The sequence below is a fragment of the Mesorhizobium sp. M0239 genome, from assembly GCF_040321815.1.
In the GTDB taxonomy this organism is placed as follows: domain Bacteria; phylum Pseudomonadota; class Alphaproteobacteria; order Rhizobiales; family Rhizobiaceae; genus Mesorhizobium.
In genome coordinates, this window is the sequence record NZ_JAMYSG010000017.1 from 131,502 (window position 1) to 154,081 (window position 22,580).

Consider the following 22,580-nt stretch of genomic DNA (forward strand, 5'->3'; position numbering starts at 1 on the left):
GCCCAGGGAGGGGTTCTTTTGGGCCATCAATCGAGGAAAATCCGGCAATGACAATTATTTCCGCCGTCATCGCCTGCGGCCTGCTTTCAATCCTTTACGCCATCTGGGCGACACGTTCGGTCCTTGCGGCCGATCAGGGCAATGCACGCATGCAGGAAATCTCCGCGGCTATCCGCGAGGGCGCACAGGCCTATCTGGCGCGTCAGTACACCACCATCGCCATCGTTGGCGTCGTCGTCCTCGTGCTCGCCTGGTGGCTGCTGTCCATCACCGCCGCGATCGGCTTCCTGATCGGTGCAGTGCTTTCAGGCGCCGCCGGCTTCATCGGCATGCATGTCTCCGTTCGCGCGAATGTTCGTACGGCGCAGGCCGCATCGAACAGCCTCGCTGCCGGCCTCGACATCGCGTTCAAATCGGGCGCCATCACCGGCATGCTGGTTGCTGGCCTGGCCTTGCTCGGCGTTTCGATCTACTACCTCATCCTGACCCACTTCATGGGCCTCCAGCCCAATGATCGCATCGTCATCGACTCGCTGGTCTCGCTCGGCTTCGGCGCATCGCTGATCTCGATCTTCGCCCGTCTCGGCGGCGGCATCTTCACCAAGGGCGCCGACGTCGGCGGCGATCTCGTCGGCAAGGTCGAAGCCGGTATTCCCGAAGACGATCCGCGCAACCCGGCCACCATCGCCGACAATGTCGGCGACAATGTCGGCGACTGCGCCGGCATGGCCGCTGACCTGTTCGAAACCTATGCGGTGACCGTTGTCGCCACCATGGTTCTGGCTGCCATCTTCTTTGGCGGTACCGCCGTTCTGGGTGCAGCCATGCTTTATCCGCTCGCTATCTGCGGCGCCTGCATCCTGACCTCGATCGTCGGCACCTTCTTCGTCAAGCTCGGTTCCAACGGCTCGATCATGGGCGCACTCTACAAGGGCCTGATCGTCACCGGCCTGCTGTCCATCGTCGGCCTCGGCGTCGCCACCCATGTCACCCTCGGCTGGGGCGAGATCGGCACCGTCGCCGGCATGGTCATCACCGGCAAGAACCTGTTCATATGCGGCCTGGTCGGCCTCGTGGTGACCGGTCTCATCGTGGTCATTACCGAATACTACACCGGCACCAACAAGCGCCCGGTCAACTCTATCGCCCAGGCGTCGGTCACCGGTCACGGCACCAACGTCATCCAGGGCCTTGCGGTCTCGCTGGAATCGACGGCGCTGCCCGCGATCGTCATCGTCGGCGGCATCATCTCGACCTATCAGCTTGCCGGCCTCTTCGGCACGGCGATCGCGGTCACGACGATGCTCGGTCTTGCCGGCATCATCGTTGCGCTCGACGCCTTCGGCCCGGTCACCGACAATGCCGGCGGCATTGCCGAAATGGCCGGCCTGCCCAAGGAAGTGCGCCAGTCCACCGACGCGCTCGACGCGGTCGGCAACACCACCAAGGCGGTGACCAAGGGCTATGCCATCGGTTCGGCCGGTCTCGGCGCACTGGTGCTGTTTGCCGCCTACTCGAACGACCTGAAGTTCTTTGCCGCCAATGGCGACAAATATCCCTACTTCCAGGGCATTGGCGAGATCTCCTTCGATCTCTCCAACCCCTACGTCGTCGCTGGCCTGATCTTCGGCGGGCTGATCCCGTATCTGTTCGGCGGCATCGCCATGACGGCCGTCGGCCGCGCGGCGGGCGCCATCGTCGAGGAAGTACGCAAGCAGTTCCGCGAGGATCCGGGCATCATGGCCGGCACCTCGAAGCCGAACTACGCACGCGCGGTCGACCTGCTGACCAAGGCGGCAATCAGGGAAATGATCATCCCGTCGCTGCTGCCGGTGCTGGCGCCGCTCGTCGTCTATTTCGGCGTGCTGCTGATCTCGGGCTCGAAGGCGTCCGCCTTTGCCGCCCTTGGTGCCTCGCTGCTCGGCGTCATCGTCAACGGCCTGTTCGTCGCCATCTCGATGACCTCTGGCGGCGGTGCCTGGGACAACGCCAAGAAGTCCTTCGAAGACGGCTTTGTCGACAAGGACGGCGTCAAGCATCTCAAGGGTTCCGAGGCGCACAAGGCTTCGGTGACCGGCGACACGGTCGGCGATCCCTACAAGGACACCGCTGGCCCGGCCGTCAACCCGGCGATCAAGATCACCAACATCGTCGCGCTCTTGCTGCTGGCCGTGCTCGCGCACGGCTGATCAAAAGCATCCACTCGAAAACAGAACCCGCGGGAGCGATCCCGCGGGTTTTTTGTTGAAGCGATGACAACGTCGACCCTTCAGCGCTTCGCTTCGCCTGGGTCCTCCAGTGCGTGGTGTGCAAGCATCTCATCCAGGCTCGGCTCGCGTTTCCTTGGCCACGGCCACACCGGTGACCGATCCCCATAACAAAAACCCGCAGGATCGCTCCCGCGGGTTTTTGGTCGCCTGAGATGATGAGGCTTCCGGAATGAAAGCCGAAAGGAATTAGACGCCGCCGCCCGGAATGCTGGGTGCCAGCTTGCTGGCACCGTTGATGATCTGGCTGAGGAAGTTCTGGTCCTTGCCGCCGGTCGGTGTGGTGCGCGAGATGAAGTCGAACATCTTGCCGTCCTTCATCCCGTAATTGGCGATCTGGGTGACGCGGCCATCGGCGCCGAAATAGACCGCCAGCACATGCTGGTCAATCAGCCGTGGCTTGTCGAAGGCGACGTAGCGCTTGCGCGTCTGCGAAATGTAATAGAAGGCCTCGTTGTCGAAGGTCGCGGTCGTCGACGGCGTGCCGAGCGCCAGAAGCACCTGCTCGCGGCTCGAACCGACCGGCACCAGGTCGATTGCCTGCTGGTCTATGACGTAACCTTGCGTCAGCGTCTCACTTGGGCTGAGGTCGCCGATCATCTTGGAGGTGTGGCAGGCGGACAGTGCCGAAACGATCATCAGCAGCGAGATCGCGCCGGCGGGCCTGGACGAGAAGGTCGACTTGAAATTCAGCGCGCGCAACAACAACTCCATTAGCTGGCCGCAACTTGCGCTGGGCCGCGAAACCGGTAAACCAGCTTGCTTGCCGATGCAACAAGCCCACTTCAACAAACGGTCCCCAGGAGACCATCCCCAATGTTCCAGCGCTTTTTTGGCCGCGAACGCTACGCCAACCGCGCTATCACCGAGGCGCTTTACGCACAAATCGTGGCGGCGGCGCGGCAGACCGTGTTTTATTCCCACTGGAATGTGCCAGACACGCCGCTTGGCCGTTTCGAGATGCTGTCGCTGCACATGTTCCTGTTCCAGCACAGGTTGCGCGGGGAGGGCGGTGCGGCGCAAGAGGTCGCCCAGGTGCTGATCGACGAGTTCTTCCTCGACGTCGACCATTCGTTGCGGGAATTGGGCATTGGCGACGTGGGCGTGCCCAAACGCATGAAAAAGCTGGCAAAGATGTTTTATGGCCGAACCGCTGCCTATGACGATGCCCTGAAAAGAAACGACCATGAAGGGCTGACCGCGGCTCTTGCCCGCAATGTCCGGCCCGACGCGGGCGCCTGGCTGGAAGCATCGCTGCTGGCCAACTATGTTACCGACGCGCGCAGTCATCTGGCCGCGCAGACATCCGAATCGATTGTCTCCGGCACGCTGACCTTTCCCGCCGCCAAGGAGGTTGAACAATGAAGCATGTTGACCCGCAAAGCCCGGTCTCCTTCCGGGCAAACGTTACGCGCCTGCCGCAGAAGGGCCTGCCGCTGGTTATCGAGGCCGATGCCGCGCAGCGTGCGGCACTGGCCGAGGAGCACGGGCTGATTTCGGTCGAATCCTATCGCGCCGAGCTTCTGGTCGCGTCGTGGAAGCGCAATGGCGTGAAGATAAGCGGTCGCGTCGAAGCCGACATCACCCAGGCCTGCATCGTCACGCTCGAGCCTGTCGAGGCGCATATCGACGAACCGGTCGAAGCGCTGCTGCTGCCCGAGGATTCCAAGCTTGGACGGCAGGGTTTCGATGGTGGCGGCGAGATCCTGCTCGACGCGGAAGGCCCTGACAGTCCAGAGACATTTTCCGGTGACACGATCGATGTCGGGGCAATCGCCGAACAGTATTTCGGGCTCGCCATCGACCCCTATCCGCGCAAGCAGGGCGCATCGCTCAACACCGGCAGCGAGAACGAACCGGCGGAGAATGAATTTCAGCAAAAACTGCGATCCTTGCTGGGAAAATCCTGAAAAGCTCGCCCGCGACGGAAAAGTCGGTTGTGCGGCAGCCCAAAACCGTTATTTTCGCCGAACCTTCGCGGTCGCTAAAGCGACCTGCCGCCTAACCGTGAGATAAATACCGCGTGATCAGGATTTCCATCGATGCCATGGGCGGCGATCACGGACCAGCCGTGGTCATTCCAGCGCTCATGACGGTCGCGACCCGTCGTCCCGACATCCGCTTCGTCATCTTCGGGCGTGAGGAGGTCGTGCGCCCGGAGCTTGCCAAATTTCCCAAGCTCGCCGAGATCAGTGAATTCTTCCATTGCGAAATTGCGGTCAGGATGGACGACAAGCCGAGCCAGGCGCTGCGCCACGGCCGCTGGAAGTCATCAATGTGGAAGGCCGTCGAAGCGGTCAAGGCCGGCACGGCCGACGCCTGCATTTCCGCCGGCAACACCGGCGCGCTGATGGCGATGTCGAAATTTTGCCTGCGCACCATGGCCACCATCGATCGCCCGGCGATCGCAGCCCTTTGGCCGACATTGCGCGGCGAAAGCGTGGTGCTGGACGTCGGCGCGACCATTGGGGCCGATGCGCAACAGCTCATTGATTTTGCCATTCTCGGCACCGGCATGGCGCGCTCGGTCTTCGGCATAGCCCGGCCCAGCGTCGGCCTGCTCAATGTCGGCGTCGAGGAGATCAAGGGCCAGGAAGAGGTCAAGGAGGCCGGGCGCATGCTGCGCGAAGCCAACATGGCCTCGATGAACTATCACGGTTTCGTCGAGGGTGACGATATCGGCAAGGGCGTGGTCGACGTCGTCGTCACCGAAGGCTTTGCCGGCAACATCGCGCTGAAGACGGCGGAAGGCACGGTGCGCCAGATCGGTGGCTATCTGCGCGCCGCGATGAGCCGGACTCTGATGGCCAGGATCGGCTATATCTTCGCCAAGGGCGCCTTCGATCGCCTGCGCGAAAAGATGGATGTCGGCCGCTCCAATGGCGGCGTTTTCCTGGGGCTGAGCGGCATCGTCGTCAAAAGCCATGGCGGTGCTGATTCTGACGGGTTCGCCGCCGCGATCGAACTCGGCTATGACATGGTCCGCAACAACCTACTCGACCGCATCGAGGCCGATCTGGACCTGTTTCATGCGCGCAACCCGCGTGCCCTGTCAGCTAGGAAATCCGACGTCGTCACCGACGCAAAGGAATAGGAAAGAACTTTGATCAGATCAGTCGTGCGCGGCACGGGCGCCGCGCTGCCCCGCCGAATCATGAAGAATGCCGATTTCGAAGGCATGGTCGAGACCTCTGACGAGTGGATCGCCCAGCGTACCGGTATTCGCCAGCGACATATCGCTGGTGACGACGAGACCACGGCTTCGCTCGGGGAAGCAGCGGCACGTGCCGCACTTGCCAATGCGGGCCTCACGCCCGCCGACATCGATCTGATCGTGCTGGCGACCTCGACGCCAAACAACACATTCCCGGCCACCGCCGTCGAGATCCAGAACCGGCTCGGCATGCATCACGGCTTTGCCTTCGACCTGCAGGCGGTCTGTTCGGGCTTCGTCTATGCCGTGACCACCGCCGATCTCTACATCCGCGGCGGCCTGGCCAAGCGTGTCCTGGTGATCGGTTCGGAAACATTCTCGCGCATCCTCGACTGGAGCGACCGCTCGACCTGTGTGCTGTTCGGCGACGGCGCCGGCGCCATGATTCTGGAAGCAGGCGAGGGGGCGGGCACGATCGCCGACCATGGCGTTCTGGCGGCCAGCCTGCGCTCCGATGGCACGCACAAGGACAAGCTTTTCGTCGACGGCGGGCCGTCGACCACGGGTACGGTTGGCCATCTCCGGATGGAGGGTCGCGAAGTCTTCAAGCATGCGGTCGGCATGATCACCGACGTCATCGAGGCGACGTTCGCGCAAGCCGGTATCTCGGCCGATGATCTCGACTGGTTCGTGCCCCACCAGGCCAATAAACGAATTATTGACGCTTCCGCCAAGAAGCTCGGGATAGCTGAGCAAAAGGTGGTGGTTACGGTCGATTTGCACGGTAACACCTCGGCTGCTTCCGTGCCGTTGGCGCTGTCGGTGGCCGTCGCCGACGGCCGCATCAAGAAGGGCGATCTCGTCCTCCTGGAAGCGATGGGTGGCGGCTTCACCTGGGGCGCTGTCCTGGTTCGCTGGTAAGTGCCGAACGGTCCAGTTTCGGTCCTTGACCTTGACGGATCAATTACTTAGGCTCTGCCGTTGTTGTGCCGAATTTCATGTTTTGAGCTGATGGGACGGTCGCATGGGGGGAAAGACACTTACGCGCGCCGACCTTGCCGAGGCAGTTTACCGGAAGGTCGGCCTGTCGCGCACTGAATCGGCCGAGCTCGTCGAAGCGGTGCTGGATGAAATCTGCGAAGCCATCGTGCGCGGCGAAACGGTGAAGCTGTCGTCCTTCGCGACATTCCACGTCCGCTCCAAGAACGAACGCATCGGCCGCAATCCCAAGACCGGCGAGGAAGTGCCGATCCTGCCGCGTCGGGTGATGACCTTCAAGTCGTCGAATGTGCTGAAGAGCCGTATCTTGCGCTCCCATCAGAGCGGCAAGGCCAAAAGCAGCAAGTAGTCCATTGCGCGGTTGAAAACTGCCGCCGCCATGACGCCGGGCTTGAATATTGCTTCATAAACCGCTGAAATAAGCCCCGATTCGGCAGGTAGGCCGGATCATCGTCCAGCGTGAGGATTCGCCCATGGACAAGAGCCCCGACGCCTTTCGTACCATCAGCGAGGTCGCCGAAGATCTCGATCTGCCGCAGCATGTGCTGCGTTTCTGGGAAACGCGTTTCAACCAGATCAAGCCGATGAAGCGCGGCGGCGGCCGTCGTTACTACCGGCCGCAGGATGTCGAACTGATCAAGGGCATTCGCCACATGCTCTACGACCAGGGCTACACCATCAAGGGCGTGCAGAAGCTGTTGCGCGAGAACGGCAACCATTTCCTGGTTGCCATCGGCAATGGCGACATGGCCGCCGTCGAGGCGATCTCACAGCGAAGGCAGGCTGACCAAGTGCCGCTGACGCCGGCGGCCCAGCCGCGTGGCATGGACGACGAACTGGTCGGCCAGCCGCGGGTGAAGCCCAGCCGCCGCTTTTTCGGCCTGGGCAAGAGCGACGAGGACGGTCCGGTGCAGCCGGATGCATCGAAACTCTCGCGCGACAACAGGGCCTTGCTGCAGGAGGCGCTGTTCGACCTCCTGGAATGCAAGCGCCTGCTTGACCAGGTGCGCTGACCGCAGCCCGACGCGACATCGATAGTTCGAAAACCGGAACCCGTCTTCGGGTGAGGCGTTACGCTTCCTTCTGCAAGTGAAGGAAACATACCATGGCATCATTTTCGACCCTCTCGGACATCGATCTCGACAGGCAGGTCGCGGTTCTCAGCAAGGAACTGGCCAGCTTGAAGAGGGCTGTGGCGAGGCGAGGCGGCGCCTACTACGAGGACGGTCGCGATGCCGCGCTCGACACCTATTCCGATCTTGCCGGCCGCCTGCACGATGCCATGCCGGCAATCCGCAAACAGGGCAGGGTGATCGAGAAGTCGGCCCGCGACCATCCGGCAGCTGCCGCCGCAGTGGGCCTTGTGGTGCTCGGTCTTGTCGCCAGTCTGCTGTTCAGCCGGCGCTGAATTCTAAAACCCAAATCCCACAGATACGAGCAAGAAGAAGTGACGGCTCGCCCTAAGGTGATCCGTCATTTTCCTTGCGAGCGGCCATGTCTGTTGTCGCTCCGGCATCTGGCGAGGAGCGTGTCGGCATAGAGGCGCCCAACACCTCTGTGTCGCCGGCGCAGGAATGCGGATTGGTCAAGCCGCCAGAGCCGCTCGATTCGCCGGTGAACGCCGGATTGGTGGTGGTGCCATAGCCAGCGCCGGGATGACGATCTCACCGGCGTCGCGCATTGGATTTGCGTGAATTGTCGATCCGCGATCGAGCCTCGCGGGGCGGAGTAGCCGGCCTTGGACAGGAAGCCAAGGCCGGTCTTCTCGGTGGCGGTCTGCGGAGCTTAGGCCTTGTTTCCGATCACATGGTGGTGGTGGCGGTGATGATGGTGGTGGCGGACATGGTGGCGATGATGATGGTGGTGACGATGATGCTTTGCCATCGGGGCGGCATCCGCACTCGTCGCACCGATGACGGGCACCGTGAAAGCCAATGCAACTGCAAGCCCGAGGGCCGAGAGGAGGGACTTCTTCATGGATCGTTTCCTTTTGTTTCGCGGGCGTATGGATCGGGGCGATAGCCCGGCCGCCGCGAATGGAATTACGCGCCTGAATTTTTTCGTCAGTATTTCCCGATTGTAGAATTTTGTTTCTGTACTGTTTCTGCCCAATTCAGCCTCCTGCCACCATGCACGGCAAGATCGAGAGGCGGCCATTGGCCGCCCGTCCCACTACATCGGCGGCACGACGCCGTTGTTTCCGACCACGACGCGGCTGGCGCTCAGCGCGCCGTCACTGCCCCGCTCAGCGGTGACAAAGACCGTCGCACCCGGCTTGAGGTCGGTAGGCGTCGCCGGCGCGAAGGTCACGACGGGCGTGGTGTCGGGGATCGAAATCTTCTTGGTCTGGCCATTGTCATAGGTCAGGGTGACGGATCGCCCGCTTATATCGGTAACGTCGGCGACGGTGCCGTTGGTCATCCGGCTGTTTGGCTGCAGGTCCCAGGGACGGTCGCCCTCGCCAGTGCCTTTCAGCGCGGCCGGAAAGACCACCACCTCCAGGGCGCCGCTGCCGCCATCCGCTTTCGAAACGGAGGCAATGCCGAGGAAATCCCCCTGCTTGATGTCCTTTGCCGAGGCGTTGGCGACGCCCGAGATCTTCCAGCCAGCCTTGAGCTTGATCGCGTCGGTATCGCCCTGGCGGGTTTTCACGGTGAGCAGCGTGGGCTCAAAACTGACCACCGTGCCGCGCACACGCAGCGCGTCTGCGGCTTGGGCGGCGCCCGCGCCGGCGACGGAAAGGCTGGAAATCGTGCCGAGCACGACCATGAATGTCTTCAAGTTCATTGCAAAAATCCTTCCGGGAACGAGCTGGCTGGAACCGGATGGTTTCACGCCAGCGACCCGGAGATAACGAACGTGCGCGGCGAAACTGCCGGCAAAAGGCCGATCGGACCTTCAAAACAACTTGATCGCGACGTGTACGCGAGAGGGCCGCGCCAGGCGCCTGGTTCACGATCCCGTGACGGCCCTTTTGGCTCTTGGCAAATCGCCGGCGAGAGGGCATCTTCCCGACCGTCTCAGGCAACACTCCTCATTTGATCAAACTCTTTCAGTCATGGAGTTGCCAATGCCCCATAATGCGAAAAGCGAACCCCACTCCGAACCGGCAACCAACGGGAGCGGGCCAGATTACAACACCCTCAGAGCGATGCGGGAGACCCGCGGTTACAGCGTGGAAGAGCTCTCCCTGACATGCGGCCTGGCGGTGGACGAGATTGAGGATATCGAAAGCGGGAGAGTGACCGACCCGTCGAAGCTGCGTCGTATTGTGTCCGCGCTTCACCTTCCCCAGGAGGCTCTGATCACCCCGGCTGCGCCGACGCCGGCGGCGCAAGGTCGATCGCTGGCGTAGATCCGCACCATGCATTCCAGAGAACCCGCCAAGGCCCCTTGGCGGGTTTCTTTGTACCTGCCGCAGCGCTTTGCTTCAGCCTGGCACTTGCCGATCTGTCTATCGCACGTGCCTATGCGTCTGGCTGCTGGACCGTAATCCGCCGTCCATAACGTTTTTGAACCGTCGGTTTTTCGATATGAGCCTGGAATCCGTTCGTGCCTTCTTCGCCGCCCATGCGCCGGACATCCATGTCATCGTCACGCAGGCGAGCTCGGCGACGGTGGCCCTGGCGGCCGAGGCGCATGGCGTGCTGCCGGCCCAGATCGCCAAGACGATCTGCCTGCGCGTCGGCGACCGCACCATGCTGGTGGTGACCAGCGGCATCGCCAGGCTGGACAACCGCAAGTTCAAGGACCAGTTCGGCGGCAAGCCGCGTATGCTCGACGCCACCGAGGTTGTCGAAGCAACCAGCCATCCGGTCGGCGGCGTCTGCCCGTTCGGCCTGCCGGCGCCGCTGCCGGTCTATTGTGACGTGTCGCTGCGCGAATTCGACGAAGTCGTGCCCGCTGCCGGCGCCACCAATGCGGCCGTGCGGATTGCGCCGCAGCGCATGGTTGAGCTCATTGGGGCTGAATGGGTTGATGTGTGCCAAGGGTAGAGTTGGCGCCCAAGCCGGAGTTCAAATGGGAGAGGACATGGTTGCCCAGATCCGAGATTTGGCCGGGCTGACCGGGGCATCTGGAGGGGCGGACTTCGGGGGCAAGTCCTGCTTTGAATTGGTCGGAGTGGCCGGATTCGAACCGACGACCCCTTGACCCCCAGTCAAGTGCGCTACCGGGCTGCGCTACACTCCGGACCGGTCGCGATGTATCGTGATAACCCCGTGCGGGTCAACCGAATTCCGCGACTTTTATCCCGCTGCGATTGCCGGTGCCGGCGAGCCCTGCAAGGCAGGCCGCAACAGCCGCTGATGGCTGTATTCCAGCGCGATGGCGCCCCAGATCAGGCCGAGCAGCAGATAGACGTGGCGCCAGTGGTCGATGTCGATGAAGGTGCCGAGCCCGATATTGCCGATAAAGGCGACATAGGCGCACAGGAGATAGGGCTGCCACGGCCGGTCGCGCAGCAGGATGCGGAAGCCGGCTGCTATCGTCCATAAGACGAGCGCCAGGAACGACACGAAGCCGAGCCAGCCATAATCCATCAGCATCTTCAGCCAGATGTCGTGGGTGTCTTCACCGAAGATCGTGCCGAAGACCAGCGGGCCGATGCCGAACGGATGCTCCATCGCCATTTGGAAGCCGATGCCGTAGCGGGCGAAACGGCCGAGGCGGGCGGTGTCGTAGCTCTGCTCGAGATGGGCACGGTTGGAGAACATCTCCGAGACGCCGGGCAGCTGCAGGATGACGATCATGGCGACGACCAGCAGCGCCAGTGCTGCAATCGTCATCACCACCACGCGCAGCCGGAACATTCCGCTGGCGCTCTGCAGGAACAGGCAGCCGGTGAGCAGGACGGCCGAAACGGCGAACATGCCCCAGGCACCGCGCGAGAAGGAAAAGAAGATGCCGGCGGTGATGATCAGCAGTGGTACCGCCAGCAGCGGCATGCGTGTCACCGGTCCGGTCAAAAGCAGATAGAGCAGATAGATGCCGGGCAGCACCAGGAAGGGGCCGAACACGTTCGGGTCCTGGAAGGCGCCGGCGGCACGATCGTATTTGGTGAACATCTCCGCGCCCGGAAAGGCATGGAAGTAGCCTGCAATGCCAAGCAGCGAGGTGGCCACGGCCGAAACCACATAGGCAATGAAGATCAATCGGTAGAGGCCCGGCTGTACGGCGGTGATCGATGCGAAGAACACCGCGCTGAAGGCGAGAAACAGCGAGACGGCGAGATAGAGCGGTGTGTTGGCGAGGTCCGCCATCTGCGTCATAGAGATCATGCCGCCGATGTTCATCGTCACCAGCAGCACCAGCAGCGGCGTGGCCGCGCGGGAAATCCGCAAGCCGAAAAGCGCACAGATGGCGATCAGCCCGGCCATGTAGAGCTCATAGGGCGCCGGCTCGCTGATGACGAAGCCGGACAGCAGAATGCCGAGGAAGACCGCGCCCGAGGAAATCAGCGCGACCAGCTTGGCGTTGACCGCCGCGCGCGGCAGATCATGGCTGATCGCGCTCAATAGGCGTTTTCCGTGTTGAGCAGCCGGAGCGGCGTGAGGAACAGAATCCGCAAATCGAACAGCAGCGACCAGTTCTCGATGTAGAAGAGATCATACTCGGTTCGCATGCGGATCTTCTCGTTGGTGTCCATCTCGCCGCGCCAGCCATTGATCTGCGCCCAGCCGGTGACGCCGGGCTTGACCTTGTGGCGGGCGAAATAGCCGTCGACAACCTCGTTGTAGAGCAAATTATGCGACTGTGCGGCGATGGCATGCGGGCGTGGACCGACCAGCGACAGCGAACCCAGCAGCGAGTTGAAGAACTGCGGCAGCTCGTCGATCGAGGTCTTGCGGATGAAGCGGCCGACGCGGGTGACGCGCGGGTCGTTCTTGGTCACCGTCTGCTTGGCGGTCGGATCGGCCTTGTCCGTATACATCGAACGGAACTTGTAGACCTCGATGATCTCATTGTTGAAACCGTGCCGCTTCTGATGGAACAGCACCGGCCCCTTGCTGTCGAGCTTGATGGCGATGGCGGTCGCCAGCATCACCGGCGAGAACACGACGATGCCGATCAGGCTGAAGACAATGTCGAAGGCGCGCTTGGCGACCGAATCCCAGTCGTTGATCGGCTTGTCGAAGATGTCGAGCATCGGCACCGCGCCGATGTAGGAATAGGCGCGCGGGCGAAACTGCAGCGCGTTGGAATGCGCCGAAAGCCGGATGTCGACCGGCAGCACCCACAGCTTCTTCAGCAACTGCAGAACGCGCGATTCGGCGGTCAGCGGCAGCGATACGATCAGCATGTCGATGCGGGCGATGCGGGCGAATTCGATCAGTTCCGAAATGGTGCCGAGCTTGGGGTAGCCGGCGACGATGGGCGGCGAGCGCTTGTCGCCGCGATCGTCGAAGATGCCGCAGATGCGGATATCGTTGTAGGGCTGCTTTTCGACCGAGCGGATCAGGATTTCCGCCGCCTTGCCGCCGCCGACGATGACGGCGCGCCGCTCCATGCGGCCATCGCGCGCCCAGGCCCGGATCAGCTTCGACATCACCAGCCTGAGGCCGAAGATGAGAACGAAGCCGATGACGAACCAGCTGCCGAACAAAAGGCGCGAATAGTCCTGCGACATCTTCATGACGAATGCCGTCAGCGCCATCAGGGCGAAAGTGCCGGCCCAGACGAGCAGCACGCGGCCGAAATTGGCGATGGGCCGCATCAGGGCGACGATCTGGTAGCAGTCGGTGACGTCGAGCAGCACCACGGCAAGGAACGAGCCCGCTGCGATCGTCACCGGATATTGCCAGGCGAGATAGTTGAAGAACCCGACATAGTGGAAATAGACGGCGAGTCCGGACAGGAACAGCAAGCCGAATTCGACCATGCGCAGGACACCGCTGACCATGATCGGCGACATCGTATCGCGCCGGTACTGCGAGGCGACCTGGCGGGCGACATCGTTCATGCCGCTTGGCGTGTCGCCGTCGGCCGGGCCGTCGAATTTACGCACCGCCTCTGCTGAAAAGCGGCGCGCGGGGTCGATCTCGTTCATGAGGGCTTTCCGCAAGCTTCCCCCCGGTCATAGCAAAAGAGAGCTAAGAAACCCTTGAAACAACGCATGGCTTTGGAACGGCTTGGTCCTGCGCCTACGTGTCGAGCGCGGCGAAATAGGCCTTCTCGATGTCGGCGGCCATCACATCGGCGCCGAAGCGTGCCTTGAGGTTGGCGCTATCGGGCATCAGGTCGCGATAGGCGGCCGGGTCGGCCAGCGCCTGGCTCATCCTGTCCGCGAGCTCGATCGGGTCAGGTCGGATCAGGGCGGGGGAACCGATGTCGAATATCTCCGGAATGCCGCCGACCGCGGTTGCGATCATCGACTTTCCCGCGGCAAGCGTTTCCAGGACGATATAGGGCATGGCTTCGGCGCGCGAGGGAACGATGATAAGCGCGGCAAGGGCAAAGGCCTCCCTGGCCGGCATCGGCGGCAGGAAGCGGACATGGCGCTCGAGCCCGAGGCGTTTCACTTGCCCGTGGTAACGCGGAAGGTCGTCGCCGTCGCCGACCATCACCGCGGTCAGCGCGCGGCCGAACCGCGGGCCGGCGAGCGCCAATGCGTCGATGAAGATGTCCGGTCCCTTCAGGTCGCGCATCATGCCGATATAAAGCAGGTCGGCTGCGTCCGGCGCGGTGATCACCGGCTCGAATTCAGTGGCGCGCAGGCCGTTATAGACGAGGGTGTTGGGAATGGGCGGCTCGCCTACCTTGTGGCGATAGGTCCGCCGCTCATAGTCCGAGACAAACAGCAGATAGTCGGTGAAGCGAGCCATGAAGCGCTCGAGCGCGAAGAACAGCTTTCCGGTGGTCGTGTTCTCGTCATAGTGGAGCGAGCCGCCATGCGGCGAATAAAGGCGGGCTACGCGAGACCTTGATACCCGCAACAATGAGCCGAACAGACGGGCATAGGCGCCACCCTTGGCGCCGTGCCCATGCAGTACGTCCGGCCGCAATTCCTTGATGATCCTGTACGTGCGCCAGGCCGAGGCAAGGTCGCCGGGACCGACGTGGCGCTGCATCGGCGTGCGATGAATGCCGAGCGCCAGCAAGTCCTTCATCTGCTCGAACAGATGTTCCTCGAACGTGCCGCCTGTCGTCGAATCGCAGACGATGCCGACGGAATGCCCGGCGGCGACCTGCGCCTCGGCCAGGTCGCGCACATGCCGGAAAATTCCTCCGACGGGTGAGCGAAAGCAATGGACGATCCTGAGCCTGTCCGCCACTTGGTATCTGTCAGAACAGACGTTCGCGGACGTAGACCGTATCGCCCGGCAGCAACGGGTCGGAGGTGACCACGCGGCCGGTCATCACCTTGCCGTTGATGTCGCGGGTGATGTCGACGCTTTCCTGGTTGGCGCGCGGCGTGAAGCCGCCGGCAATGGCGATCGCCTTCTGCACCGTCAGGCCGGGAACATAGGAATATTGGCCGGCGGCACCCACTTCGCCCATGACGAAGATCGGGCGGTAGCGGTCGATCTCGACCGAAACGTCGGGATCGCGCAGATAGCCTTGCCGCAATTTGTCGGCAATCTCCTTTTCCATTTGCTGCGCGGTGTGGCCGCGCGCTGGTATGGCGCCGACAAGCGGGAAGGAGAGATAGCCGGATTGATCGACGCTGTAGGTGTTGGTCAGCCCGTCCTGCTCGAACACGGTCACGCGGACGCGGTCGCCGGCGCCAAGACGGTAGGGCTGATCGAGCACCTCATGGAAGGCGGCCGGCGTCGGCCGGTAGCTGGAACAGCCAGCCAGCATCGATACGGCAAGCAGCGCGCGAAACAGGGAAGCAGTGCTTTTCATGGCCGGACAGGTACCTTCGACTGGTCGCTGCAACGTCGCAGCAACTCTAGGGATCGAGGTCCGTTATCATCCTGTTAGGGTTAATGGCCGGTAAAGGGAGCGGCCGACACGTGGCGCATCGGCAAGAGTTTTTGTGATTTTTGGCGGTTTTGTTTGTCACCCGCCAGTAAACCCTAACGGAAACTTACCACGATCTTAACGGCTGAGTTACCATAGTTGTTTACGGTGCGTGCTGACCCAGTATCGGAGTAGGGATGCATGTCCGTTCAGTCCGCGGCCGCAGATGTCGATGTCGATCTCAGGCAGCTCTTCGCCAGCCTGGCGAGGAACTGGCTGCGTATAGTCCTCGTCGTCCTGTTGGCAACCGGGCTGGCCTTCGCTTTCGCCTCGCTGGCAACCCGGCACTACAAAGCCGAGACGCAGGTGGAGATCGCGCCGCGCGAATCCATCTACACGCGGCCGGCCAGCAACAACAACGACACCGACAAGCCTATTCTCGACGAACAGGGCGTCGCCACCCAGGTCCAGATCATTTCCTCCAACGAAATCCTCAAGCAGGTCTCGCAAAAGCTCGGTCTGGAAAAACTGCCCGAGTTCAATGAAGCGCTCGACATGTCGGCGCTGAGCCGCGCTCTGGTCCTGGTCGGCCTGAAAAGCGACCCGATGGAAATTCCGACGGAAGAGCGCGTGCTCAAGAAAATGCACGAGAAGCTCAACGTCTATGGCGTCGAGAAGACCCGCATCATTGCCATCGAGTTCTCATCGGAAGATCCCAAGCTCGCGGCCGCCACACCAGACGCGATCGCCGCCGCCTATATAGCGGGGCAAGGGGCGGCCAAGCTCGAATCGAACAGCGCCGCGGCGGACTTCCTGGCGCCGGAAATCGCCGACCTGCAGCGGCAGGTCAAGGATGCCGAGGCGAAGGTCGCCGCTTATCGCGCCCAGTCCGATCTTCTGATGGGTGGCAACAATTCGGTGCTGGCCACCCAGCAGCTTTCAGAACTGTCGAGCGAACTGTCGAAAGTGCGCGCCAACCGCGCCGCTGCGGAAGCGACCGCCGACGGTGTGCGCAGGGCGCTGCAGAATGGCGGTTCGCTGGATGCCGTGCCGGAGGTTCTGTCATCGGACCTGATCCAGCGCTTGCGTGAGCGACAGGTCGAATTGCGCTCCAACATCGCCGATCTGTCGACGACACTGCTTGGCAATCATCCGCGCATTCGCGCGCTGAAATCGCAACTGTCCGATCTCGACGCACAGATCCGCAGCGAGGCCCAGAAGATCATGAAAGGCCTGTTGATGCAGGCCGAGACGGCAAAGGCCCGCGAGAACCAGCTTGTCGCAGACGTCAACACGTTGAAAGCCGCTTCGGCGCAGGCCGGCGAACAGCAGGTCGATCTGGACGCACTGCAGCGCGACGCGACCGCCAAGCGACAGCAACTCGAGCTCTACCTGACCAACTACCGCGAAGCGGCATCGCGCCAGGATCGCAACTATCTGCCGGTCGACGCCCGGATCGCCTCGAAGGCTTCTGTTCCCTCCGAGGCCTATTTCCCGAAGGTCGGGCCGATCGTCGGCGCGGCTTTCGCCGCATCGCTGCTGATCATGGCCATAGTGACGCTTCTGCGGGAGCTGTTTTCAGGCCGCGCGATGCGGCCGGCGAGCGGTTCCCGTTTCGAACGGATCGATGAGGTGGCGATGCCCCATGTGGCCCAGACGCCGGTCTCCGAGCCATTTGTCCGCCACGAGCCTGTCATCCTGCGGGACCCTGTCATTCGCCAGGAACTGCCTGAACGTGCGGATGAAGCCGATGCGGAGCCCTATGCCGCCGCGATGCCGGCCATGGCCGAAGCGCAGGACGTGGTCGCAATGCCCGCTACGGCTGCGACTGAGCAAACGGCTGTCGAGCCCGAACCGGCGCGTTCCACCCTGGGCGAGATCGATATCGAGAAGGCTGCCGAAAAGCTGATCTCCAGCGGTGCGGCGCGCGCCATATTCGTCTCGCCGGAAGGCGACGAGGCGGCTGCATCCGCGATCCTGGTGGCGCGCGAGGTCGCCGACGCCGGCCTGCGCGTGCTGTTGCTGGACCTCACCGCGTCGGGGGCCGCCTCGCGGCCGATGCTGGACAGCGGCCTTTTCCCGGGCATCACCAACCTGCTCGCTTCGGAAGCGCAGTTCAGCGACGTCATCCACGCCGATCTCTACTCGGACTGTCACGTCATTCCCGTCGGAACCGCCGATCCGGTTCGTGCCATGCGTGCCGCCGACCGGCTGCCGATCATCATGCAGTCGCTGACGACAGCCTACGACCTCGTCCTGGTCGAGTGCGGACCGGCCGACGCGCAAGGCATCGGCCGCCTGACTGGCGATGCCACCGAGGTCTTTCTCTCCATGCTGGAGGCCGACGATGAGGTGACGCAGGCTGCGGTCAAGCTGATCGAGAACGGCTACCCCGACCTGACGCTGGTGACGCCGCTCGGCCACGAACCGCCCGGCAATCCGGTGCCGGGACGGCGCACTGCCGCTGCCTGAGGGAGCCGCGGATCGCTTGGCGGAGCCGTTCAGCGGTTCGCCCGATCTATCCCAGTTCCAGGGTCGTTACGCCGAACACCCTTTGCAGGTCCAGTTCCGGGGCAGGACCTTTGTACATGCGCGTGGTGGTGAAGGTCGGCGCAAAGCCGGCCGCATCGAGCGCAGTTATGAAGCCGGTGTTGTCGGCGGGGACGTCGATGTGCAGCTCGCCACCGTCACAGGCACCGGCCAGTCCCTCCAGGAGTTGCAAAGCGGTTTCCATATCGTCGGCAAACAGCGGGCCGATCTTGAAGCCGGATCGACAGCGGCGCGCCACGCCAAAGCCGGTGACGCCGCGCGAACCGATTGTCGCCAGCCCATGATGCGGTTCCTGCAGCCATCGCTTCAGGAAGGTGCCTCGGGGCGCCGGAAAACAATGGGAGTCATAGGCGATGACATCGGACAGGAGCTGCGTTGTAATCATCCGCAACCCATCGTCCCTGACCGCCGGGCCTGCCTTGCGCCCGGTGAAGCGGATGGTCTCGTAGGCCGGTGCGAAGCCCTTGCGCCGGTAATTGGCCTGCTGCTCGGCGACGCCGTCAAGGCCGACGGTCCGGCCAGCGAGCCTTTTCATGCCGGCGTCCCACACCGTCTTGCCGTAGCCCATGCCGCGCATGTCAGGCCGGGAGATGTAGAGGCCGATGAAACCGAATTCGCTTCCATAGGCCACGGCCGAAATTGCCGCGGCCATGTCGTCGCCGACAAAGGCGCCGATGAAGCCTTCGGGGTCCGCCGCCTGGAGCATCGCCGGGTCTTCAAGACCTGGGTTCCAGCCTTCCGCGGCCGCCCAGTCGACGAGAAGCCCCAGTTCCTGCAGGGACAGTGTGCGGATGATCGGCTTCATGGCGTCAGCTATCTTCTTCCGAGGGCGCTGCCTGACCGGCGGCTTTGCGGCGCAGCACCTTGGTCAGCTTCCAGATCATCGGGCTGTTCTTGACGAAGGCTTTCAGCCGCGCGCCTTGCCGAAGCGTCAGCGCCAGCATGCGGCCCTTCACGGTCAACGGGACCAGCACTTCGAAATGCCGCGTTTCGATATCGCACCACAGCCGCTTGTAAGGCTCATCTCCGACCGAAAAGTCATAGACCTCGAAACCAGTCTCGCAGGCTTCCTGGATGTTGTCGAAGAACAGGAAGTCGCCGGGGCTGGCGTGCCCGAGATCGTCCTCGGCGATCGCTCCGAATTCGCAGATCAGGCGTTTGCCCGAGCGGCTTGAACCGGTGATGGCGCGCAGCTTGCCGGCAACCGCGAGTCCGTGCAGCACGAACGAAGGCTTGTCCTCGGCAAGCGCCTGCATGAACAGCGCGCGGAAGAAGCCGCGTACCTGCGCGTCGCCAAAAACATTGGCGATGCCCATCTTGCGGAAGCGGAGCTCCTTCATCTCGAAGAAGGCGTCGAGCAGCGTGTCCACCTCGTCGGGGGTGCGGGCCTCAATGCGCCGATAGCTGCCTACGGCCTCGAATTTCCGGATCTGCGACCGGTGCTTCTTGCGTTTGCGTTTGCCGCTGGCGCGGGAAAGCAGCGCATCGAAGCCGCCGGCGAGATCGACGGCCAGCGACAGATTGGGGCTGGAAAAATGGTCAAGCGATGCGAGCGGATTGGCGACGCCGTCGAGATCGGGCAGCAACCGCTCGAGCGCGACCAGATCGATGTCCGGGCGTGCCTTGGCGATGGCCGCCAGTACCGATCGGAGGGCCGGTATATCCGCCTTGGCCAGCCAGTTCGGGTCCGCGGCGACGAAGTTGCCGTTGGCGTGGCGCCCACCCATGAAGCGGGCGATCCGGAACAGCCCCTTGGAGGCAACCTCCAGCGCCAGCGAAAAAACCGGTTTGCCCTCGACACTCAGCGTCGCGACAAGCAGGTCCGGTCGTGTCTCGGCCGCCCAGTTCAGGATCCAGGCAGCACTCTGCGCCGGCCCAAACAAAGCCGAGCGGCAGAACTCGGCATAGGCCGCGAGTCCGTCCGTGGACGCCACTGAAATCGACAGGTCGGCATGGTCCCGTGGCAAGGCCCGCGACGATGCCTCGGTCGCCGCAAGCCGATTGCCGTCAAATGACGCAGTTGCGTCAACCATACCTCAATCCTTAGGGCGTATTGATCGCGATTTGGGGGTTCGCATAGGCGCATTCCGTGCTTGGATCAGCCTAGGCGCAAAAGGTGAATGAATGATCGACGGCGGGGAGGCAATCCGGAAACTGGCGCTGAACGTCGCCCGCTATACCGGCCTTGCACCGCTGGCCAAGCCGTTCATCGGCGGCATTGGCGCCATCCTGATGCTGCACCGTGTTACCGCGACGCCGGAAAAGCCGGACAGCGTCAACCGGCATCTGAATATCGCGCCCGGCTTCCTTGACGCCATGATCGCCGACATGAAGGCGCATGGCTATGCCTTCGTCTCCATGGACGAAGCGGTGGAGTGCATCAAGGCTGGCGGCAAAGGCGGTCAGTTTGCCACCATCACCGCCGACGATGCCTATCGCGACAACATGGTCGAGGCGCTGCCGGTGCTCGAGAAGCACGGCGCGCCGATCACCATCTATGTCGCACCCGGGCTGATCAACGGCACAGCCGACCTGTGGTGGGATGTAGTCGAGGACATCGTCAACGCGCGCGATACCTTGACGCTGACGCGGCCGAAGGGTCCGCTGACGATCGATTGCTCGACCCCCGCGAAGAAATTGCAGGCCAATGCACGCCTGCACGCCTATCTCACCTCGGAAGTCCGCGAGGAGGACCTGCAGGCCGTGTTGCGTGACCTGGCTCGCGCAAACGGCATCGACGCCGACGGCCCACGCTTGCGCACATTGATGAGCTGGGATGAAATCCGTCGCATCGCCGCGCATCCGCTGGTGACGATCGGCGCCCATACGATCAACCACAGCAACCTGAAGCGGCTCTCCGAAGCCGATGCCCGGCACGAGGTTGGCGCCGTGCGCGCCATGTTGCAGGCCGAACTGGGCGAAATGCCCCGCCATTTCGCTTATCCCTATGGCTATGCCAGCGCCGTCGGCTGCCGCGAAGTGGGCTTTGCCCGCGACGCCGGCTATACCTCCGCCGTGACGACGCGCCACGGCGTGCTGCGCGCCGAGCATGCCGGGTTCCTGCACGCCTTGCCGCGCATCTCCGTCAACGGCCGCTACCAGAGCCTCGCCCACATCCGCACCATGCTGTCGGGCGTGACGACGCCGCTCGCCAACGCCGGCAAGATGGTCGTCACCATCTGACGCTGGCGTTTTCGCCTAGCGCTTGGCTCTCGGCTCCAGCATCAGCCACTTGATGATGCCCATCGCCGGCAGCACCCAGAGCAGGCCGCTGAGCAAGAAAAAAAGGAAATGCACCCACGGACCCGACTCCGACAGCCGGGCGACCGCGAAGATCGATGCGACCAGCGCATAGACAATGACCAGCGCCACCAGCAGAAACATTCCGATCAGCTTTTTCAGGCGCAGGGGCATGGTGGTCTCCTGATCGAGCATGCCGGAATTCGCACAGGCGGCCTGGCCGGCTCAAGGGGTATTGGCCTCGCATAGGCCTTGAGGCGAGACTGTGCAACCGGTGAGACGCGGCGCGACGGCGTGCCGCGCCGTATGGTCTTGCCAGCACGGGTGCGATGGTCCACCAATCCGCCAAATCAACCTGCCGGGACAAGATCATGGCTGCCATATCAGCTGCCGCGCCATACGTTGCCCGCGACCGCGACCTGCATAACCGGGCGCTGCTGCGCGGCTGGCTCTATGTGGTGCTTCTGGTGCTGTTTGCGCTGGTGCTGGTCGGCGGCGCCACCAGGCTGACCGATTCCGGCCTGTCGATTACGCAGTGGAAACCGATCCACGGCGTGATCCCGCCGCTCAACGATGCCGAGTGGCAAGAGGAATTCCAGCTCTACCAGCAGATCCCGCAATATGCCGAGCTCAACAAGGGCATGAGCATCGAGGCCTTCAAGTCGATCTTCTGGTGGGAATGGGCGCACCGCATCCTGGCGCGCAGCGTCGGTCTGGTCTTTGCGTTGCCGCTGCTGGTTTTCTGGGCGACGCGCCGCATCGAGCGCGGCCTGGGCCCGAAACTCGTGGGCATTCTCCTGCTCGGCGGCCTGCAGGGCGCCATCGGCTGGTGGATGGTGGCTTCAGGATTGGTCGACCGCGTCTCCGTCAGCCAGTACCGGCTGGCGACCCACCTGACGCTTGCCGCGCTGATCTTCACCGCCACCATGGTGGTCGCGCGCGGACTGGCGCCGCATTCCGAGCCTGCCGCCGATGGATCGACGCAGAGGCTGGCCGGCTTCATCGTGCTGCTGGCGCTGATCCAGATCTATCTCGGCGGCCTGGTCGCCGGGCTTGACGCCGGCCTCAGCTACAACACCTGGCCGTTGATGGACGGCAAGATCATCCCGGGCGATCTGCTGATCCTCGAGCCGGCATGGCGCAATTTTTTCGAGAGCCCAAAGACGGTGCAGTTCGTCCATCGGCTTGGCGCCTACACGGTATTCGTCGTGGCGTTGTGGCACGTGATCGCCACGCGCCGGCGGCTGCCTGAAACAACGCATGCGCGCCGCGCGACGCTGCTGTTCTTGGCTGTGCTGGTGCAGGCCTCGATCGGCATCGGCACGCTGCTGATGCATGTGCCGCTGCATATGGCGCTGACCCATCAGGGATTTGCGCTCATCGTCCTGGGGTTTGCAGCCGCCCATTGGCGCGGCACCAAGGGCGCCTATCCCTTGCCGCACGAAATCGCACGCAGGGCCTGACCT

Annotated in this window: 23 protein-coding genes and 1 tRNA gene; 14 read left to right on the forward strand and 10 right to left on the reverse strand. The window is 63.0% G+C overall.

Annotated elements, in window-relative coordinates; all coding sequences use genetic code 11:
• The first annotated feature begins 47 nt into the window (after positions 1 to 47).
• Positions 48 to 2,189: a sodium-translocating pyrophosphatase gene (locus NKI99_RS19220; protein WP_023810237.1), complete on the forward strand. Its 2,142-nt coding sequence runs from the start codon at positions 48 to 50 to the stop codon at positions 2,187 to 2,189.
• A 267-nt stretch (positions 2,190 to 2,456) separates the two neighbouring features.
• On the opposite strand, the gene NKI99_RS19225 is transcribed toward NKI99_RS19220, so the two are convergent.
• On the reverse strand, positions 2,457 to 2,969 hold the full coding sequence (locus NKI99_RS19225; RefSeq protein WP_023810238.1) for an outer membrane protein assembly factor BamE: 513 nt from the start codon (positions 2,967 to 2,969) through the stop codon (positions 2,457 to 2,459).
• Between the two features lie 114 nt (positions 2,970 to 3,083).
• Here NKI99_RS19225 and NKI99_RS19230 point away from each other — a divergent pair, with 114 nt between their 5' ends.
• The 8 genes from NKI99_RS19230 to NKI99_RS19265 all read left to right on the forward strand — a co-directional run bounded on the left by NKI99_RS19230 (position 3,084) and on the right by NKI99_RS19265 (position 8,064).
• Positions 3,084 to 3,632, forward strand: coding sequence for a ubiquinol-cytochrome C chaperone family protein (locus NKI99_RS19230; protein ID WP_023810239.1), 549 nt, complete (start codon positions 3,084 to 3,086; stop codon positions 3,630 to 3,632).
• Complete coding sequence (locus NKI99_RS19235) at positions 3,629 to 4,177, forward strand: YceD family protein (RefSeq protein ID WP_023810240.1); 549 nt, start codon at positions 3,629 to 3,631, stop codon at positions 4,175 to 4,177. Before NKI99_RS19230 ends, NKI99_RS19235 begins: the two co-directional genes overlap by 4 nt.
• A gap of 113 nt (positions 4,178 to 4,290) precedes the next feature.
• Positions 4,291 to 5,361: a phosphate acyltransferase PlsX gene (gene plsX / locus NKI99_RS19240; protein ID WP_023810241.1), complete on the forward strand. Its 1,071-nt coding sequence runs from the start codon at positions 4,291 to 4,293 to the stop codon at positions 5,359 to 5,361.
• Between the two features lie 9 nt (positions 5,362 to 5,370).
• Entirely contained in the window at positions 5,371 to 6,342 is a 972-nt protein-coding gene (locus tag NKI99_RS19245) for a beta-ketoacyl-ACP synthase III (RefSeq protein ID WP_023810242.1), read from the forward strand.
• Positions 6,343 to 6,445: 103 nt separating this feature from the next.
• Positions 6,446 to 6,769 carry an integration host factor subunit alpha gene (locus NKI99_RS19250; protein WP_023810243.1) on the forward strand — a complete coding sequence of 108 codons (324 nt, stop codon included), beginning with the start codon at positions 6,446 to 6,448 and terminating at the stop codon, positions 6,767 to 6,769.
• A 124-nt stretch (positions 6,770 to 6,893) separates the two neighbouring features.
• A complete protein-coding gene (locus NKI99_RS19255; protein WP_023810244.1) occupies positions 6,894 to 7,433 on the forward strand; it encodes a MerR family transcriptional regulator in 540 nt (179 codons plus the stop codon).
• A gap of 92 nt (positions 7,434 to 7,525) precedes the next feature.
• Positions 7,526 to 7,828, forward strand: a complete 303-nt coding sequence (locus NKI99_RS19260) for a hypothetical protein (protein WP_128305467.1) — start codon at positions 7,526 to 7,528, stop codon at positions 7,826 to 7,828.
• Between the two features lie 86 nt (positions 7,829 to 7,914).
• Positions 7,915 to 8,064, forward strand: coding sequence for a hypothetical protein (locus tag NKI99_RS19265; protein ID WP_164893064.1), 150 nt, complete (start codon positions 7,915 to 7,917; stop codon positions 8,062 to 8,064).
• Between the two features lie 528 nt (positions 8,065 to 8,592).
• Here the strand turns inward: NKI99_RS19265 and NKI99_RS19270 are convergent.
• Entirely contained in the window at positions 8,593 to 9,207 is a 615-nt protein-coding gene (locus NKI99_RS19270) for a hypothetical protein (RefSeq protein ID WP_128305466.1), read from the reverse strand.
• A 283-nt stretch (positions 9,208 to 9,490) separates the two neighbouring features.
• On the opposite strand from NKI99_RS19270, the gene NKI99_RS19275 reads away from it, so the two are divergent.
• On the forward strand, positions 9,491 to 9,775 hold the full coding sequence (locus NKI99_RS19275; protein ID WP_127320647.1) for a helix-turn-helix domain-containing protein: 285 nt from the start codon (positions 9,491 to 9,493) through the stop codon (positions 9,773 to 9,775).
• Between the two features lie 178 nt (positions 9,776 to 9,953).
• The gene (locus NKI99_RS19280; protein WP_128305465.1) at positions 9,954 to 10,415 is read left to right on the forward strand and encodes a YbaK/EbsC family protein; all 462 of its coding nucleotides are present in this window, start codon (positions 9,954 to 9,956) and stop codon (positions 10,413 to 10,415) included.
• Between the two features lie 119 nt (positions 10,416 to 10,534).
• Here NKI99_RS19280 and NKI99_RS19285 read toward each other — a convergent pair.
• The 5 genes from NKI99_RS19285 to NKI99_RS19305 all read right to left on the reverse strand — a co-directional run bounded on the left by NKI99_RS19285 (position 10,535) and on the right by NKI99_RS19305 (position 15,267).
• Positions 10,535 to 10,611 (reverse strand) — tRNA-Pro (locus NKI99_RS19285).
• Positions 10,612 to 10,667: 56 nt separating this feature from the next.
• Complete coding sequence (locus tag NKI99_RS19290; RefSeq protein ID WP_128305464.1) at positions 10,668 to 11,936, reverse strand: O-antigen ligase family protein; 1,269 nt, start codon at positions 11,934 to 11,936, stop codon at positions 10,668 to 10,670.
• A complete protein-coding gene (locus NKI99_RS19295) occupies positions 11,933 to 13,468 on the reverse strand; it encodes an undecaprenyl-phosphate glucose phosphotransferase (RefSeq protein WP_128305463.1) in 1,536 nt (511 codons plus the stop codon). Before NKI99_RS19295 ends, NKI99_RS19290 begins: the two co-directional genes overlap by 4 nt.
• A gap of 94 nt (positions 13,469 to 13,562) precedes the next feature.
• Positions 13,563 to 14,693 (reverse strand): glycosyltransferase family 4 protein, encoded by a 1,131-nt coding sequence (locus NKI99_RS19300; RefSeq protein WP_128305462.1) that lies wholly within the window; start codon positions 14,691 to 14,693, stop codon positions 13,563 to 13,565.
• Between the two features lie 10 nt (positions 14,694 to 14,703).
• Positions 14,704 to 15,267 carry a polysaccharide biosynthesis/export family protein gene (locus NKI99_RS19305; protein WP_013532220.1) on the reverse strand — a complete coding sequence of 188 codons (564 nt, stop codon included), beginning with the start codon at positions 15,265 to 15,267 and terminating at the stop codon, positions 14,704 to 14,706.
• 258 nt (positions 15,268 to 15,525) lie between these two features.
• On the opposite strand from NKI99_RS19305, the gene NKI99_RS19310 reads away from it, so the two are divergent.
• Positions 15,526 to 17,796 carry a GumC family protein gene (locus NKI99_RS19310; RefSeq protein WP_352611706.1) on the forward strand — a complete coding sequence of 757 codons (2,271 nt, stop codon included), beginning with the start codon at positions 15,526 to 15,528 and terminating at the stop codon, positions 17,794 to 17,796.
• Between the two features lie 46 nt (positions 17,797 to 17,842).
• On the opposite strand, the gene NKI99_RS19315 is transcribed toward NKI99_RS19310, so the two are convergent.
• Both NKI99_RS19315 and NKI99_RS19320 read right to left on the reverse strand, forming a co-directional pair.
• Positions 17,843 to 18,679: a GNAT family N-acetyltransferase gene (locus NKI99_RS19315; protein ID WP_352611707.1), complete on the reverse strand. Its 837-nt coding sequence runs from the start codon at positions 18,677 to 18,679 to the stop codon at positions 17,843 to 17,845.
• Positions 18,680 to 18,683: 4 nt separating this feature from the next.
• Positions 18,684 to 19,907, reverse strand: a complete 1,224-nt coding sequence (locus NKI99_RS19320; RefSeq protein WP_352611708.1) for a GNAT family N-acetyltransferase — start codon at positions 19,905 to 19,907, stop codon at positions 18,684 to 18,686.
• A gap of 91 nt (positions 19,908 to 19,998) precedes the next feature.
• Between NKI99_RS19320 and NKI99_RS19325 the strand changes: the two genes are divergently transcribed.
• On the forward strand, positions 19,999 to 21,057 hold the full coding sequence (locus NKI99_RS19325) for a polysaccharide deacetylase family protein (RefSeq protein ID WP_352611709.1): 1,059 nt from the start codon (positions 19,999 to 20,001) through the stop codon (positions 21,055 to 21,057).
• Between the two features lie 15 nt (positions 21,058 to 21,072).
• Here the strand turns inward: NKI99_RS19325 and NKI99_RS19330 are convergent, their stop codons facing one another.
• Positions 21,073 to 21,288, reverse strand: coding sequence for a DUF2842 domain-containing protein (locus tag NKI99_RS19330; protein ID WP_023810263.1), 216 nt, complete (start codon positions 21,286 to 21,288; stop codon positions 21,073 to 21,075).
• Positions 21,289 to 21,485: 197 nt separating this feature from the next.
• Here NKI99_RS19330 and NKI99_RS19335 point away from each other — a divergent pair, with 197 nt between their 5' ends.
• Positions 21,486 to 22,577 (forward strand): COX15/CtaA family protein, encoded by a 1,092-nt coding sequence (locus NKI99_RS19335; protein ID WP_128305459.1) that lies wholly within the window; start codon positions 21,486 to 21,488, stop codon positions 22,575 to 22,577.
• Positions 22,578 to 22,580 lie beyond the last annotated feature (3 nt).